This window comes from Corynebacterium sp. 21KM1197 (assembly GCF_033783015.1).
Lineage (GTDB): Bacteria > Actinomycetota > Actinomycetes > Mycobacteriales > Mycobacteriaceae > Corynebacterium.
The window spans coordinates 2049041-2065199 of record NZ_CP123907.1; the positions used below are offsets into that span (position 1 = coordinate 2049041).

The 16159-nt window shown below is 65.4% G+C and carries 15 protein-coding genes; 11 read left to right on the plus strand and 4 right to left on the minus strand.

Annotated features, from left to right (window positions below; all coding sequences use genetic code 11):
* Positions 1-4: 4 nt before the first annotated feature.
* Positions 5-1288: a D-alanyl-D-alanine carboxypeptidase/D-alanyl-D-alanine-endopeptidase gene (gene dacB, locus OLW90_RS09960; RefSeq protein WP_319649937.1), complete on the minus strand. Its 1284-nt coding sequence runs from the start codon at positions 1286-1288 to the stop codon at positions 5-7.
* A 93-nt stretch (positions 1289-1381) separates the two neighbouring features.
* Between dacB and OLW90_RS09965 the strand changes: the two genes are divergently transcribed.
* From OLW90_RS09965 to OLW90_RS09980, 4 genes are read left to right on the plus strand one after another with little or no spacing between them, the layout of a single operon-like run.
* Positions 1382-1858 carry an inorganic diphosphatase gene (locus OLW90_RS09965; RefSeq protein ID WP_319649938.1) on the plus strand — a complete coding sequence of 159 codons (477 nt, stop codon included), beginning with the start codon at positions 1382-1384 and terminating at the stop codon, positions 1856-1858.
* Entirely contained in the window at positions 1858-2154 is a 297-nt protein-coding gene (locus OLW90_RS09970; protein WP_319649939.1) for a rhodanese-like domain-containing protein, read from the plus strand. The genes OLW90_RS09965 and OLW90_RS09970 overlap by 1 nt, the downstream gene beginning before the upstream one ends.
* A 43-nt stretch (positions 2155-2197) precedes the next feature.
* Positions 2198-2653 carry a MarR family winged helix-turn-helix transcriptional regulator gene (locus tag OLW90_RS09975; protein ID WP_319649940.1) on the plus strand — a complete coding sequence of 152 codons (456 nt, stop codon included), beginning with the start codon at positions 2198-2200 and terminating at the stop codon, positions 2651-2653.
* A gap of 37 nt (positions 2654-2690) precedes the next feature.
* Positions 2691-3893: a hypothetical protein gene (locus OLW90_RS09980; RefSeq protein WP_319649941.1), complete on the plus strand. Its 1203-nt coding sequence runs from the start codon at positions 2691-2693 to the stop codon at positions 3891-3893.
* Positions 3894-4034: 141 nt separating this feature from the next.
* On the opposite strand, the gene OLW90_RS09985 is transcribed toward OLW90_RS09980, so the two are convergent.
* The 3 genes from OLW90_RS09985 to groL all read right to left on the minus strand — a co-directional run bounded on the left by OLW90_RS09985 (position 4035) and on the right by groL (position 7677).
* Positions 4035-4472: a CAP domain-containing protein gene (locus OLW90_RS09985; RefSeq protein ID WP_319649942.1), complete on the minus strand. Its 438-nt coding sequence runs from the start codon at positions 4470-4472 to the stop codon at positions 4035-4037.
* Positions 4473-4937: 465 nt separating this feature from the next.
* A complete protein-coding gene (gene ppk2, locus OLW90_RS09990; RefSeq protein ID WP_319649943.1) occupies positions 4938-5837 on the minus strand; it encodes a polyphosphate kinase 2 in 900 nt (299 codons plus the stop codon).
* 196 nt (positions 5838-6033) lie between these two features.
* A complete protein-coding gene (groL, locus tag OLW90_RS09995; protein WP_018117939.1) occupies positions 6034-7677 on the minus strand; it encodes a chaperonin GroEL in 1644 nt (547 codons plus the stop codon).
* Between the two features lie 166 nt (positions 7678-7843).
* On the opposite strand from groL, the gene OLW90_RS10000 reads away from it, so the two are divergent.
* From OLW90_RS10000 to OLW90_RS10030, 7 genes are all read left to right on the plus strand, one after another.
* Positions 7844-9199 carry a dipeptidase gene (locus OLW90_RS10000; protein WP_319649944.1) on the plus strand — a complete coding sequence of 452 codons (1356 nt, stop codon included), beginning with the start codon at positions 7844-7846 and terminating at the stop codon, positions 9197-9199.
* 202 nt (positions 9200-9401) lie between these two features.
* On the plus strand, positions 9402-9890 hold the full coding sequence (locus tag OLW90_RS10005) for an acetyl-CoA acetyltransferase (RefSeq protein WP_319649945.1): 489 nt from the start codon (positions 9402-9404) through the stop codon (positions 9888-9890).
* 41 nt (positions 9891-9931) lie between these two features.
* On the plus strand, positions 9932-10744 hold the full coding sequence (locus OLW90_RS10010) for an ABC transporter ATP-binding protein (protein WP_319649946.1): 813 nt from the start codon (positions 9932-9934) through the stop codon (positions 10742-10744).
* Entirely contained in the window at positions 10741-11376 is a 636-nt protein-coding gene (locus OLW90_RS10015) for an ABC transporter permease (protein WP_319649947.1), read from the plus strand. The genes OLW90_RS10010 and OLW90_RS10015 overlap by 4 nt, the downstream gene beginning before the upstream one ends.
* Positions 11373-12047, plus strand: a complete 675-nt coding sequence (locus OLW90_RS10020; protein ID WP_319649948.1) for an ABC transporter permease — start codon at positions 11373-11375, stop codon at positions 12045-12047. Before OLW90_RS10015 ends, OLW90_RS10020 begins: the two co-directional genes overlap by 4 nt.
* Positions 12047-12973: an ABC transporter substrate-binding protein gene (locus OLW90_RS10025; RefSeq protein WP_319651877.1), complete on the plus strand. Its 927-nt coding sequence runs from the start codon at positions 12047-12049 to the stop codon at positions 12971-12973. Before OLW90_RS10020 ends, OLW90_RS10025 begins: the two co-directional genes overlap by 1 nt.
* Before the next feature lie 245 nt (positions 12974-13218).
* Positions 13219-16158: a Na+/H+ antiporter subunit A gene (locus OLW90_RS10030; RefSeq protein ID WP_319649949.1), complete on the plus strand. Its 2940-nt coding sequence runs from the start codon at positions 13219-13221 to the stop codon at positions 16156-16158.
* Position 16159: the final 1 nt, after the last annotated feature.

Below are 16159 nucleotides of genomic sequence, written 5' to 3' on the forward strand. Positions count from 1 at the left end.
GCCCCTATCCCTCGCGCAGCGCGGAGGCCAGGGTGTCCATCGCCTTCCGCGCCGCCAGCACGTCGGAGCCATTGGAGATCATGGCAAAGGTGTACACGCGCCCGTTCGTGGCGGTGACCACCCCGGCGAGCGCGGAGGTCTCGTCCAAGGTGCCGGTCTTTGCCCGCACCCAGCCGCGCCCGGGCAGATCGCCGTAGCGTTCCGCCAGCGTTCCGGTGCCTCCGGCCACGGGCAGCGAGGCCACGATGGGGCGCAGCAGCGGCTCGGTGGCGGCCTCGTAGAGGATATTGTCCAGCAGCGCGGGCGTGATCCGGTTGTGCACGGAGAGCCCGGAATTATCAAAGATCTCCACGCCGGAGGTGTTCAGCCCGTGCTCGGTCAGGGCCGCGAGCGTGGCCTGGGTGGCCCCGGCGGCGTCGGCGGTGTAGCCACGGTGCAGGGCCACCTCTCGGCCGATGGCCTCCGCCATGACGTTATCGGAATCCTCCATCATCGCGGAGATGCGCTCCACCAGGGTGGGCGAGGAGGTCTCCGCCACCACCTCGGCCTGCGCCGGGGCAGAGGCCTCCCCCACGGTGCTCACGCCCAGGCGCTGAGCCAGGCCCTGGGCCACGTCGCGGGCGGGCGTGTGGCTGCGGGGAACGTCCCCCGTGGTCGCGCCGAGCCGCGCGCCATAGAGCATGGCGGGTTCCAGCGGGGCCACGAAACCCGCGTCGATGTCCTGGGGGTCCCAGCCCTCCAGGATCGTCTCGCCGGACCAGGCGGAGGTATCGATGAATACGCCGCTGACCTCGGGCATCGCCGCACTGATCTGCTCCGCGAGGTCGTCGAGGCGGGCGTCGTCAAGCCACACGTCCCCGGCGGCCTTCATCACCACCGTGTTCGGCAGCTCCCCGCGCACCACGGGGGTGATAATGCGGTCATCGTGGCCGAGGTCCGCGATGGCCGCGGCGGCGGTGAGCACCTTCGTGGAGGAGGCGGGGCGCAGCGCCTCGGTGGCGTTTTGTTCGAGCACGGTCTCGCCGGTGACGGCGTCGGTGATCTGCACGCCGAAGTCCGCCAGCGCCTCGTTCTGCGCCAGGGGGGCCAGACGCTCGCCCAGCGCGGCGTTGTCCACCGGGGCCGTGGCCCGGGCGGGTTCCAGCAGCGGGGAGGGCTCGGTAATCGTGAGGGCCGGGGCGTGCTCCAGGGAGGAATACTTTTCCTGGTACGCCACGCCGGTGCCCGCCACCCCGGCCACGATCACGCCCACCGCTGCGGCCGCGGCTATCCATGCCTTTTTACTCATCGTGCATCACCATCGGTTATCACCCTAGCCACCCCGCTAGGATAGGGGGAGTTCAACGCACGATGACAACGGAAGCAAAAAGGAGCAACCGCGATGAGCGTGGAAGTGACCGTAGAAATCCCCAAGGGTTCGCGCAACAAGTACGAGGTGGATCACGAGACGGGCAAGGTGTACCTGGATCGCTACCTGTTCACCCCGATGGCCTACCCGGCGGACTACGGCTTCATCGAGGGCACCCTGGGCGAGGACGGCGATCCCTTGGACGCGCTGGTGCTCCTGCCGGAATCCGTGCTTCCCGGCGCGATCGTCAAGGCCCGCCCCATCGGCGTGTTCAAGATGACCGACGAGGCCGGCGGCGATGACAAGCTGCTCTGCGTGCTTGACGACGTCCGCTACGAGCACGTCCAGGACATCGACGACATCTCCGACTTCACCCGCGCCGAGATCGAGCACTTCTTTGTGCACTACAAGGATCTGGAGCCGGGCAAGGAGGTCCACGGCTCCGGGTGGGCAGGCAAGGACGAGGCCGATAAGATCCTGGCCGAGGCCATCGAGCGGGGGAAGCACTAATGCGCAGCGTCAATGTCACCGAGGTTCCCGCCGACGCCCAGCTTATCGACGTCCGCGAGCCCGATGAGTACGCCGCAGGCCACGCCCAGGGCGCGGTGAATATCCCCATGTCCGAGTTCGTGGGCCGCATTGGGGAGATTGATACCGAGCGCGACGTGTATCTGATCTGCAAACTCGGCGGCCGTTCCCGCGAGTGCGCCGAATACCTGGAGCAGGCGCGCGGCGAGGAGCACGTGATCAACGTGGAGGGCGGCACCGAGGCCTGGCAGGAGAACAACCTGCCGATGGTGGACTAATCCCATCATTTGCGGCCGCAGCGGCCTGCGTATGATGGAGGGTATGTCCTCCAAAACGGATCACTCCGCGATTCCCACGGCGCTGCTGCAATCGCCCTCCTTTCAGCTAGAGCGACTGCGGCGGCGCACGCGCGATGAGGTGGAAAGCCGCCTGGGGGAGGCTCAGGCCACCCTGCGCGAATACTGGGTGCTTACCTGCCTCGATTCCGGCGACGCCGCCAGCCAGTCCTACCTCTCCACCATGCTGATGATTGATGCATCGGACATGGTGCGGCTGGTGGACTCCCTGGAAAATCGCGGCTGGGCCGCCCGGGAGCGCGATCCCAAGGACCGCCGCCGCCAGATCGTGGCCATCACCAAGAAGGGCCGCAAGGCGCGCGCCTCCATGGCGGACCTAGTGGCACAGGGCGAGGACGCCGCCCTGGATGAATCCACCTCCAAGCAACTCAAGCACCTGCGCAAACTGGCCAAATCCATCATCGCGGTGGAGGAGGACTAAGCGGCGGCGCACCGGGGTGATCCGTTAAGATCGCCCCGTGTTCTCCTCCCCTTATCTGCGCGCGGCCCTGGCCTGGTGGGGTAGCCGCGCCTTGTTGTTGCTCTATGCGGTTCACCAACCCGTCCCGCGCGGGGACGTGGCCTATTACTTCCGGGGCCTTGAGGCCGAGGCCCGTGGCGAGCGAGCCATGAGTGAGTACCCCGATGCCTCCATCGCGCCCCTGCGGCTGCTCTATCACCTGGTGGGCGGGGAACAACAATCCTTCGTCATCGCCCTCCTGCTGCTCATGCTGAGCCTGGACGGGCTCTTTTGCTATGCCCTGGCGCGCCGCCGCGCCTGGTGGGCCCTGGGCTTCTGGCTTCTTTTTGCCCTTGCGTTGGCCCCGCTTTTCACCCGCCGCCTCGATCTCCTTCCGGGATTGACGGTAGCGGCCGCCGCCCTCTTCCTAGCCCGATCGCCGCGCTGCGCCTCCGCGCTCCTCGCGCTGGCCACGGCGCTCAAACTCTGGCCGGTGGCCCTGGCCTCCGGGTTGGTGGGGCACTGGCGCTCTGCGGGCACCTGGGTCCGGCTGGCCTGGTTCGGCGGCGCGCTGGTGCTCCTCACGGCGGCCAGCACGCTGACCCAGGGCTGGTGGCGAGTGCTTTCCCCCCTCACCTATCAAGACGAGCGCGGCCTGCAATCCGAGGCCATCACGGCCACGCCCTTCCTGTGGCTGCGCCTCACCGACTCCGAGCGGTGGAGCATCGACTACGCCCCCTCGCAGAGCTACGAGGTCTTTGGCCCCGGCATTTCCTGGGGGCTACACGCCGCCACGGCCCTCACGGCGGCCGCTGCGCTCATCATCATCGGTATCACCGCCTGGCGCTTCCTGCGGCAGGCCGAGTACCGCCCAGAGGCCACCAGGGCGCTATGGCTACTCACCGTCATGCTGATCCTTATGACCGCCAAGGTGTTTTCCCCGCAGTACCTGCTATGGGTGGCTCCCCTGCTCGCGGTGATCCTGGCGCTCGATTCCGATTCCGGCGCTATCCCCCGGCCCCTGCGCTGGTGCGCCGCCACCCTCCTGGGGGCGGCCGTGCTCACCTGCCTGGTCTACCCCGTGTTCTTTGATCAGTTCCTAGCCACTCCCGCGCACGGCGGCGTGGTGTTCATCGCCACCCTGCGCAATATCCTCATCGTGGCGGCCACGGCGTGTGCGGCCGCGTGGTGCCTGCGGATTCTGCGCCGGGAGCGGCGCTAGGCAGTCCCGCCGCGCGGGGTATGTACGCCACTACTTGCTTCACGGCACCACGCCCCTCCCGCATGGCCCCCAAAGCGCGCCCCGAACGCAAGAAAGGCTCCCCGGCCAATCGGGGAGCCTTATCTTTAACTTCTCAGTTTCTTACTGGAAGCGCTGCACGGCGTAGGTGCCGTCCTTCTCGCTGTAGGTCCAGCCCACGCCGATGAGGGAGGCGCCGGAATCAAGGATGTTCGCGCGGTGGCCGGGGGACTTCACCCAGTTCTGCACCAGGGCGTCAGCGCTGGCCTTGCGGCTGTTCCACGCGATGTTCTCGGAGAAATCGCCCTCGGCGTGCTCGAACTCGCCGGTCTCGCGCATGTGCTCAGCCCACTCGTGGGACTCGCGGGTGAGTTCCTCATCGCACTCTACGGTGGGCAGGCCCTTAGCCTGGCGCTCCTTGTTCGTGAGCTTCACGATCTCGATGACGTGCTCATCGGAGCAATCGTGCGCGTAAGCGGTCTGTGCGGAAAAGGCGATAATCGCGGAAGCTGCGATGCTTCCGGCCACTGCCGCTTTCCTACCAACGTTCTTTCGAGCCATGTTGTACGCCTTCCTAACGTCCCCTCAAATTAGTTCGGCGCTCAGATTATCAGCCCCAGCCCCAGAGTCCACCTAAACCTTTAATTGTCTAGATGATACCTAATTTCTCACATAGATTAACCCTATCACCAGCCCCTCGGCATAGCCCCAGGCGCTCCCCACACCGAAAAACCACCCCAGAACCCACCCCGCAGGCCACAAAACGGGCCCAAAAGACTAGGGTTTGCTTACGAAAAGGTATCCGAAGGTATATTTATGTGATTTGTGGCACATGTAGGAACCCTACCCAAATCTTAGACCTTTAAAAAACGGGTTTTTCCTGTTTAAATCTCTCACCAGGAACGATGCCCCTACGACATCGGATGTTCTCCCTCTACCTAAAAAGTAGCACGGGGTTCCAGGAAAAATATCCCTGGAACCCCGTGCCTTTACCTCAGGTGCACCGCAGCCGCACCCGAGGAAACACTAATCACCGATCTGATCGCGTCCCCTCATCACGATCGTGGGATCGGGCTGCCCCACCAGCTCATAGTCCTTGTCCGTGTAATCGAACTTGCTCAGCACGTACCGCATCGCGTTGATCCGGGCGCGCTTCTTATCATTGGACTTAATGGTGATCCACGGGGACTCATCCGTATCCGTGTAGCGGAACTGCTCCTCCTTGGCCCTGGTGTAATCATCCCACTTATCCAAAGAGGCCAGATCCATCGGGGAGAGCTTCCACTGCCGCACCGGGTCCACCTGACGGATGGCAAAGCGGGTGCGCTGCTCCTTCTTGCTCACCGAGAACCAGAACTTGGTCAGGGAGATACCAGAGCCCAGAAGCATGTTTTCTAGCATGGGCACCTCGCGCAGAAACTCGGCGTGCTGGGACTCCGTGCAGAACCCCATCACGCGCTCCACGCCGGAGCGGTTGTACCAGGAGCGGTCAAAGAACACGATCTCTCCCGCCGCCGGAAAGTGCTGGATATACCGCTGGAAGTACCAGGAGGTGGACTCCCGAGGGCTCGGCTTCTCCAAGGCCACGGTGCGCGCGCCACGGGGATTGAGGTGCTCATTAAAGCGCTTGATGGTGCCGCCCTTACCGGCGGCGTCGCGCCCCTCAAAGAGAATGAGGTGGCGCTGCCCCGTCTCCTTGGTCCAGTTCTGCCACTTCAGCAGCTCGATCTGGAGGGAGCGCTTGATGTGGTCATAATCCTCGCGCGTCATGCGCTCGTCATAGGGGTAATTCTCGCGCCACGTCTCCACGGGGGTGCCATCGGGGCGGATCAGAGCCGGATCATCCTCATCGGAATCATCCACCACGTAGCCTTCGGTCTTTGCCAGGTCGATGACGGGCAGGTCATCCTCAGTACGCTCAGCCATAATTTCATTTTACCCGTACCAGACCATTGTGTTCAGGTGAATATTCACCCCCGATAACCCCACGTCGCTCCGCACCCCCACGCCTCCCGGCACCGCCCAACCGCCCCACGGCAAGGCAAAGGGACCGGTGCGCGCGAAACCCAACGCGCACCGGCCCCTCAACAAGAGAACTGCGGCAGTCCTTATATATAGGGACTTAGAAGCCGCCCATACCCGCCATCTCATCGGCACCCGGCGCCGCGGCGGAAGCCGGCTGCGGCTTATCCGCCACCACAGCCTCGGTGGTGAGGAAGAGCGCGGCGATGGAAGCCGCATTCTGGAGGGCGGAGCGAGTAACCTTCACCGGATCGTTGATACCGGCGGCCATGAGGTCGATGTACTCACCGGTGGCGGCGTTAAGGCCCTCGCCCGCAGGCAGGCCAGCCACCTTATCGGCCACCACGCCCGGCTCCAGGCCAGCGTTGAAGGCGATCTGCTTCAGCGGGGCGGAGAGCGCCTCGCGGACGATCTTCACGCCGGTGGCCTCGTCACCGGAGAGGTCGAGGTCACCGTCCAGGACATGAGCGGCCTGAAGCAGAGCCACGCCGCCACCGGCCACGATGCCCTCGTCCACGGCGGCCTTGGCGTTGCGCACGGCGTCCTCGATGCGGTGCTTGCGCTCCTTGAGTTCCACCTCGGTGGCGGCACCCACCTTGAGCACCGCCACGCCACCGGCCAGCTTGGCCAGGCGCTCCTGGAGCTTCTCGCGGTCGTAGTCGGAATCGGAGTTCTCGATCTCGGCGCGGATCTGCTTGACGCGCCCCTCGATCTGTTCGGAGGAGCCAGCGCCCTGGACGATGGTGGTCTCATCCTTGGTCACCACGACCTTGCGGGCGGTGCCCAGCAGCGGCAGGTCGGCGGTCTCCAGGGAGAGGCCCACCTCCTCGGAGATGACCTGGCCGCCGGTGAGGATGGCGATGTCCTGCAACTGGGCCTTGCGGCGATCGCCAAAGCCCGGTGCCTTCACGGCCACGGACTTGAAGGTGCCGCGGATCTTGTTCACCACGAGGGTAGACAGGGCCTCGCCCTCCACATCCTCGGCCACGATCAGCAGCGGCTTACCGGACTGCATGACCTTTTCCAGCAGCGGGAGCAGGTCCTTGATGTTGGAGATCTTGGAGGAAACCAGCAGGATATACGGGTCCTCCAGCACGGCCTCCTGGCGCTCCATGTCCGTGGCAAAGTAACCGGAGATGTAGCCCTTATCAAAGCGCATACCCTCGGTGACCTCCAGGTCCACGCCGAAGGTGTTGGACTCCTCCACGGTGATCACGGAATCCTTGTTCACCTGACCATTGCCCACGGCGTACATGGCCTTGGCGATCTGCTTGCCAATCTCCGGGTCGGCGGCGGAGATACCGGCGGTAGCGGCGATCTGCTCCTCCGTCTCCACTTCCTTGGCACCGGCGAGCAGCTTCTCGGTGACCGCGCCCACGGCCTTTTCAATGCCGCGCTTAATGCCCATCGGGTTGGAACCCGCAGCAACGTTGCGCAGGCCCTCCTTCACCAGCGCCTGCGCCAGCACGGTGGCGGTGGTGGTGCCGTCGCCCGCTACGTCGTCGGTCTTTTTGGCTACTTCCTTGACCAGCTCAGCGCCGATCTTCTCGTAAGGATCCTCCAGCTCGATCTCCCGAGCGATAGAGACGCCGTCGTTAGTGATCGTCGGCGCGCCCCAGGACTTCTCCAGCACCACGTTGCGGCCCTTGGGGCCAAGGGTGACCTTCACGGCGTCGGCAAGCGTGTTCAGGCCCTTTTCCAGCCCACGGCGAGCCTCTTCATCGAAAGCGATGATCTTGGACATGTGACGTACTCCTTATAAAAGCGTTAGTCAGCGCACCGCAGGGCGCCCGCGACGGCATCTTCACCCGGGGATACGCTCTTCATTTTCTGGCACTCGCTGCCGCAAAGTGCTAGATCCCGTTTTAGCAGTCTGCCCCCGCGAGTGCAAGGACGTTAGGCTGGAACCCATGATTGATACGCAGGCAGTCCGCACGGCGGTCCTGGGCGACCGCGACACCATCTTTACCCAGCTCAGCGAGATCGTTTCCTATCATTCCGTGCACGGGGATCCCGCGCTGGCCGATCAGGCGGCCGGGGCCGCGCGGTGGGTACACGAGGCCCTCACCCAGGCTGGTCTGGAGGTAGAGGCCATCACCACCGCCGATGGCTCCACCGCGCTCATCGGCACCCGCAAGGCCGGCGAGGGGCAGCCCACGGTGCTGCTGTATTGCCATCACGACGTCGTCCCCGCCGGTGATCCTGCCGCCTGGACGAACGATCCCTGCACCCTCACCGAGCGCGAGGGCCGCTGGTACGGGCGCGGCGCGGCGGACTGCAAGGGCAACCTGGTTATGCACCTGGCCGCCCTGCGCGCGGTGACCGCCGCCGGAGGCACCAAAGTGGGCATCACCGTGGTGGTGGAGGGCTCCGAGGAAAAGGGTGGCGAGGGGCTGGATACCCTCATCGAGGAACGCCCCGAACTCTTTGCCGCCGACGCCATCATGATCGCCGATACCGGCAACGCCGCCGTGGGCACCCCCACCCTCACCACCTCCCTGCGCGGCGGGGCGCAACTCACCGTCACCATGCGCACCCTGGAGGCCCCCGTGCACTCCGGCCTCTTCGGCGGTGCCGCGCCCGACGCCGCCTTTGCCCTGGTGCGCGCGCTCGACTCGCTGCGCGACATGGAGGGCCGCACCGTGATCGAGGGCGTGGATACCTCCGCACGCTGGGAGGGTGAACCCTACACCCCCGAGGACTTCCGCAAGGACGCCGGCGTGCTCGACGGCGTGCGCCTGACCGGCAGCAGTAACGACGCCCCCGCCGACTTCCTCTGGGCGCGGCCCGCCGTGAGCATCACGGGGCTGACCTCCACGCCGGTCTCCGAGGCCGTCAATGCCGTGGCCCCGGTGGCCCAGGCCAAGATCAACCTGCGCGTGCCCGCCGGAATGTCCGCTGCCAAGACCGCCGAGGCCGTGGCCGAGCACCTGCACAAGCACACGCCCTGGGGAGCGAAGATCGAGGTGGAGATTGATGACGCCAATGACGGCTTTGCCACCGATGTGAACGCCCCCGCGCTGAGCCTATTGCGCGATTGCCTGGCCGAGGCCTACGGCACCGAGCACTCCGCCACCCTAGGCTCCGGCGGCTCCATCCCCCTGACCACCAAGTTGCAGGAGGCCCACCCGAACGCGGAGATCGCCCTGTTCGGAGTGGAGGAGCCGCAGTGCCTGATCCACTCCGCCGATGAATCCGTGGACCCCACGGAGATTGAGCACGTGGCCATCGCGGAGGCGCTTTTCCTGCTGCGCTACGGAAAGTAACTTTGACGTCCATCACCCCGTGATGTAAGCTGCCCCACATGCTTCGCATCGTCGTTTCTCTTCAGCGAGTAGCCAAGGCTACGTACCCCAGTGCGGGATAGGGACTGACCCCCGCACTTGGGGGAGTAGTCGTTAAACCACCCGCACCTTGAAGAGAGTCGGTCCACCCCACTCAATCCCACACAGGATAGGACCGATCACGATGCACACCCTCACCCCCACCTCCCAGCCCACCCTCCTCAACGATCCTTTCCAGCAGCGCTACCGCCTGCACCCGCTGCCGCGCGGCCTGCGTGAGGAGGCCACGGACATGAGCTGGAACCTCTTTCGAGCCACCTACAGCCCCGAGGCGGAACTGACCATCACCGGGCTGGACGAGGAACCACTCACCTACCACGAGTTCCGCTACACCCTCCAGGCCACCCGGAGATCCAAGACTCAGCCCGCCCGGCACTCCCGCCACCAGATCCTCGCCTCCGGCCCCGCCAGCGCCTGCACCGCCTTCCTGGCCAGCCAGGGCCGCCCGGTGGAGATCCTGCGCTTCCACCAGCGCTCCCTCTTTGAGGCCACCGCCACCTTTATCCTGGGACATCACGGCAGCCGCACCGCCTGGGCGATGGGCCTGGGAGCCACGCCGGAGCAATCGCTCGCCCAGGGCCTCAGTTGTGCCGCAGCGAGGCTGCATGAATAGAACTGGTATTCTAGTGCCCCAACGCGGCAGAAGGAGGCACCATGATCACGTTCGAGAGGGTAAGCAAGCGCTACCCCGATGGCTCCCTCGCGGTGGAGGACTTTTCCCTGCACGTACCCTCCGGGCATATCGTCTCCCTCGTGGGCTCCTCCGGTTCCGGCAAAACCACCCTGCTGCGCATGGTCAATCGCATGACCGAGCCCAGCAGCGGGCGCGTGCTCATTGCTGGTTCCGATGTTCTATCCCGGCCCGCCGTGCAGTTACGCAGGGAAATCGGGTACGTACTGCAATCCGGCGGGCTGCTGCCGCACAAAACGGTGGCGGATAACATCGCCGTCGTGCCGCGCCTCCTTGGCTCGCCCCGCAACCAGGCCCGGCACCGCGCCGCAGAACTCATGGAGCACATGGGTCTTGATCCCTCCCTGGCCCGGCGCTATCCACACCAACTTTCGGGAGGCCAGCAGCAGCGGGTGGGGGTGGCCCGCGCGCTCGCCGCCGATCCCGCCATCGTGCTCATGGACGAACCCTTTGGCGCCCTCGACCCCATCGTTCGGCGGGATCTTCAAGACCACCTGCTGCGCCTGCACAAGGACTTGCAAAAGACCATTCTCCTGGTCACGCACGACATGGACGAGGCCCTGCGGCTCAGCAACACCGTGGTGATCCTGGACAAACCCGGCAAGGTGATCCAGCAAGGCAGCCCAGCGGAGATCCTGACCCAGCCCCGTTCCGATTTTGTGCGCAGGTTCTTAGGCACCGCCACCGGCACCACCCGCCTCACCGTGCGCACCATCAACGGCTCCCGCGTGGCCACCAATCCCCAGGGCATTCCCGTGGGGGTCATAGCGGAATGACGTGGTTAAGCAATAACTGGATTGATGTCCTTGGCCTTGCCGCCACCCACCTGGCGCTCTGCCTCCCCGCGCTTTTCCTCTCCTTATTTATTGCGCTGCCGCTCGGACGCCTAGCGTTTACCAGACCACGCCTGGGCCGTCCCCTGCTCAATACCGCCGCCCTGCTCTACACCATCCCGGCGCTTCCGCTGCTCATCATCATTCCGCTGATCGTCGGCCTTCCCCTCCGCTCGCCGCTGACCATGATTCTGGCGCTCACGGTGTATGGGGTGGCCCTGCTCGTGCGCTCGGTCGCGGACGGCTTTAGCTCCGTCGATCAACGGGTGCGCGAGGGGGCCATCGCCACCGGCTTTTCCCGCCGTTCCCTTCTCTGGCAGGTAGACCTCCCCCTGTCCGCCCCGGTGATCCTCGCCGGGCTGCGCGTGGTGGCCTCCTCCACGATGGGCCTAGTGACCATCGGGGCGCTCGTGGGAATCCCCAGCCTGGGCACCCTCATCACCGACGGCTTCCAGCGCAACATCACCGCGGAGGTACTCACCGGCGTGTTCGTCACGGTGTTCTTGGCATTGCTTATCGACGTCACCCTGCAATTCCTTGGCCGCCTCCTCACCCCTTGGAAGGCGCCCACATGAGTTACGTGCATGAGGCTCTCTCCTGGCTCGGCAGCGGAGCGTCCTGGGCTGGCCCCGGTGGCATCGCCGCCCGCCTCCTGGAGCACCTCTGGCTCACGCTCCTCGTGGTGGGGGCGGCCGGGCTTCTCGCCATTCCGCTGGGCCTCGTTATCGGCCACTGCCGCCGGGGAGCCGGAACCATCGGGGCCCTCACCGGGGCAGCCCGCGCGGTACCCACCCTGGGGGTGCTCACCCTCTTTGGCCTGTGGCTGGGGATTGGGGTGCAGGCCCCGTTCCTGGCCCTGGTGATCCTGGCTATCCCCTCCCTCCTCGCCGGAGCCTATTCCGGAGTGTTCTCCCTCGATCCCACCATCGCCTCCGCTTCCCGGGCCATTGGCATGTCCCCCGTCCAGGTGCTCACCCGGGTGGAGGTTCCCCTAGCCCTGCCCGTGCTCATCGGCGGTGTGCGCGCCGCCACCCTCCAGGTGGTTTCCACCGCCACGCTGGCGGCCTATACCGCAGATTATGGCCTGGGGAGATTCCTCTTTACCGGGCTGAAGTCCAGGGATTACTCCCTCATGCTGGCCTCCTCCCTGCTGGTGATCGCCCTGGCACTCGCACTCGATCTTCTCCTGGGAGCGCTGCAACGCCACGCCCAGCGCCACATTCCCACCTCGGAGGTTCACCCGTGATGCATCCTGTTTCCCGCCGCCGCTTCATCGTGCTTCTCCTCGGCACCGCCGTGGGCCTGGCCGGGTGCACGCGCCACGATCCCCTCGCTGCTCCCGGCGCGGGAGCAGGCTCCTCCACGATCGTCGTGGGCTCCCAGGACTATTACTCCAATGAGATACTCGCGGAAATATACGCCCAGGGGTTGGAGCGGGCGGGCTTTACGGTGGATCGCCAGTTTCGCATTGGTCAGCGCGAGGTTTATCTCCCGGAGATAGAGGCGGGCGGCATCAGCCTTATCCCGGAATACACCGGAAACTTGTTGCAGTACTGGGAACCGCAAGCCACCTCCGGGGACTCCGCCGAGATCTACGCGCAGTTGCTGCGCCACGCGCCGTCGGAAGTGAGCGTCCTGGAGCAATCCTCCGCCACGGATCAGGATTCTTACACGGTGACCAGCGAATTTTCCCAGAAGTGGGGCGTCACCGGCGTGGCGGACCTCGCTCGCGTGTCCGGCCCGCTGCGCTACGGCGCTCCCTCCGAGGCGGAATCGCGCCCCTACGGTCCGCGCGGCCTGGCGGATGCCTACGGGGTGGAGGTGGACTTTACCCCCATTGAGGATTCGGGTGGGCCGCTCACACTCAAGGCACTCAGGGACAACGACGTCCAGGTGGCTAATATCTACAGCGCGGACCCCGCTGTCGAAGCCAATGGTCTAGTAACCTTGGAGGACCCTCGAGGCCTCCTGCTGCCCTCCCACGTGGTTCCCCTCGCCCACACCAACCTCGCCCCCGCCGCACGGCGCGTCATCAATGCCATCAGCGCGACCCTCACCACCCAGGATCTCATCGACCTAAACGCCCGGAGCGTACAGGAGCAGCAGCGCACGGAGCGGATCGCGCGCGAGTGGTGGGAGTCGCACCCCGAGATCCCCCTGGGCGTCGATTAGCCGCTATGTAGCGCAGTCCACTCGCTACCGCTGACGTGTATTCATAGGTACACTCTTCATTGTTGGCTGCACCCATAAACGCCACTGGAAACTGGATCGTGGTTACCTCACCGCACTCGCGCGTCAGTATTCGAGGGGATTGACGTGGACTGGATTCTGCGCTCACGCAGGCAGTGCCGTTAAGGCGTGGGGAAGGCTGCCCGCTTGTCCTGCCCGCTCTATTCACAAAGGAGAGCGACCACCACGTGTTGATCCTACTGGGTATCCTCACCGCCGCTGCGGTGCTCGCCCCCGTGCTCATCAGAACCCTGGGCCGCCCCGCCTTCTGCGTGCTCGCGCTCGCTCCCCTGGCGGGCTTTGCGTGGGTGCTGCAACAATTCCTCTCCGGCCCCCTGGGGCGGGGGGAGGAGATTGTCTCCCACACCGGCTGGCTCTCCACCCTGAACATGAACATCGTGTTCCGGCTGGACGGCCTGGCCGGGATATTTAGCCTCATCATTCTGGGTGTGGGCGCCCTTGTTCTGCTGTACTGCTGGGGCTACTTTGATTCCAATCCGCGCCGCCTGGCCATCTTCGGTGCACAGATGGTGGCCTTTTCCATGGCCATGTTCGGGCTGGTCACCTCGGATAGCTTCCTGCTGATGTACATCTTCTGGGAGATCACCTCGGTGCTTTCCTTCCTGCTGGTGGGCTATTACGGGGAGCGCGCCTCCTCCCGGCGCGCCGCGGGCCAGGCCCTCATGGTGACCACCCTGGGCGGGCTGACCATGCTGGTGGGCTTCATCGTCCTGGGCCAGTCCAGCGGGATATGGTACTTCTCCGACCTCGGCACCATTCCCGATCTCTCGGCGGTGCCGCACACCACCATCGCCATCATCCTGATCCTGGCGGGTGCGCTGTCCAAGTCCGCCATCGCTCCCACGCACTTCTGGCTGCCCGGCGCGATGGCCGCCCCCACTCCGGTCTCCGCGTATCTGCATTCCGCCGCGATGGTCAAGGCGGGCATTTACCTCGTGGCGCGCCTGGCCCCGGATATGCACGTGGTACAGACCTGGCACCTGGTGATTATCCCGGTGGGCATTTTCACCATGCTGATGTCCGGGTGGATGGCGCTGCGGCAAAAGGATCTGAAGCTGATCCTGGCCTACGGCACGGTCTCCCAGCTGGGTTTCCTCATGGCGGTGATCTCCGTGGGATCGCGCGAGGCCATGATGGCCGGGCTGGCACTGACCTGCGCGCACTCCCTGTTCAAGGCCACGCTCTTCATGGTGGTGGGCGCGATCGACCACACCACCGGCACCCGCAATACGCAGGAACTCTCCGGCCTGTGGCGCAAGCAGCCGTATATTTTCGCCATAGCGGCCTTGGCGGCGGCGTCGATGGCCGGTATTCCGCCTCTCTTTGGCTTCGTGGCCAAGGAGGCCGCCCTGGAGGCGATCCTGCACGAGGGCCTGCTGGTGGGCATGCCCGGGCGGCTCATGCTGGTGGGCATGGTGCTGGGCTCGATCCTCACCATGACGTACAGTTGCTTCTTCCTCTACGGTGCCTTTGCCACCAAGCCGCAGAGCCACCCCACCGGGGGCGGGATCTCGGAGCCGGTGGCCACCATGCACTCCATTGGCCCCAAGTTGTACCTGGCTCCCACCCTCCTGATGATCCTGACCATCGCGCTGGGCGTGTACCCGCCGCTGATCGGTGACTTCATTGATTCCTACCTCGACGCAGCCTTCCCCGCCGAGCCGGGAGAAAAGGTGGCGCACCTGGCCCTATGGCATGGTTTGACTCTCCCGCTGCTGCTTTCCGCGGTGATCGTGGCCTCCGGCGCCCTGCTGTTCTGGCAGCGCCACCTGCTGCGCTATCTCCAATCGGAGGAGCCCGCCCTGGGCAGCGCCGATGGTGCTTATGATGCGGTGCTGATGTTCTTCCGCCGCGTCTCCCTGCGGCTGACGGCATCCACCCAGCGCGGTTCCCTCATGGTGAACCTGGGCATCATCTTTGCGGTACTCACCCTGCTTCCCCTCGCCGCCCTCATCGCGGGCGATCGCAATGACATCCGCATGGAGCTGTGGGGCAGCCCCTGGCAGGCGGTGCTGGCGGTGATCATCGTGGCCATGGCCATCGGGGCCACCCTCACGCACAACAGGCTCTCCGGGGTCATCATGGTGGGCGTGACGGGTTATAGCCTGGCCATGATCTTTGCCCTGCACGGCGCGCCCGACCTCGCGCTCACGCAGGTACTGGTGGAGACCATCGTGATGGTGGTGTTCATGCTGGTGCTGCGCAAGATGCCCACGAACACGGAGTGGCGAGGCACGCCCAAGGGCAACCGCAACCGCGCGTGGTTGTCCATCGCGGTGGGTCTTTCCGTGACCATCGTCGCTCTCTTTGCGCTGAATGCGCGGCAGGCGGCGTCGATAGCCGAGTACATTCCCGACCTCGCCTATGAGATCGGGCATGGTGCCAACGCCGTGAACGTGCTGCTGGTGGATCTGCGCGCCTGGGATACCCTGGGCGAGATCTCCGTGCTGGTCATCGCGGCCACCGGCGTGGCCTCCCTGATCTACGGCACCCGTTCCTTCGCCCGTGCCTCGCGCCGCCCGACCCTCAGCGCGGTGGGGCGGCGCTGGCTGTCTGCCGAGATTGACTCGGAAAAGGCCCAGAACCGCTCCCTCATGGTGGACGTGATCACGCGCATTTCCTTCCCCTCCATGATCGTGCTGTCCATGTACTTCTTCTTTGCCGGGCACAACGCCCCCGGCGGCGGCTTTGCCGGCGGACTCGTGGCCGCCCTGGCGCTCAGCCTGCGCTACCTCGCCGGCGGCCGCGCGGAGCTGGAGGAGGCCCTGCCTATCGACGCCGGGCGTCTCCTCGGCTCCGGTCTGCTACTCTCCGCGCTCGCGGCGATCTGGCCGATGTTCCTGGGCCGCCCGCCGCTGACCACGGAAATCTGGGACTTCACCCTGCCGCTGGTGGGTGAGATGCACCTGCCCTCCGCGCTGCTTTTCGACGCCGGGGTGTACCTCATCGTGATCGGCCTCATCATGCACATTTTGACCTCGCTGGGCGGGCAGATCGACCAAGACGAGGCCGCCCGCCGCCAGCGCGCCCGCGATCGCGCGCGCTCGATGGCGCGGGAAGCGCAGCGGCGTCGCCAAGCTACTGCTGCCGGAAAGGAGAATCGCTGAG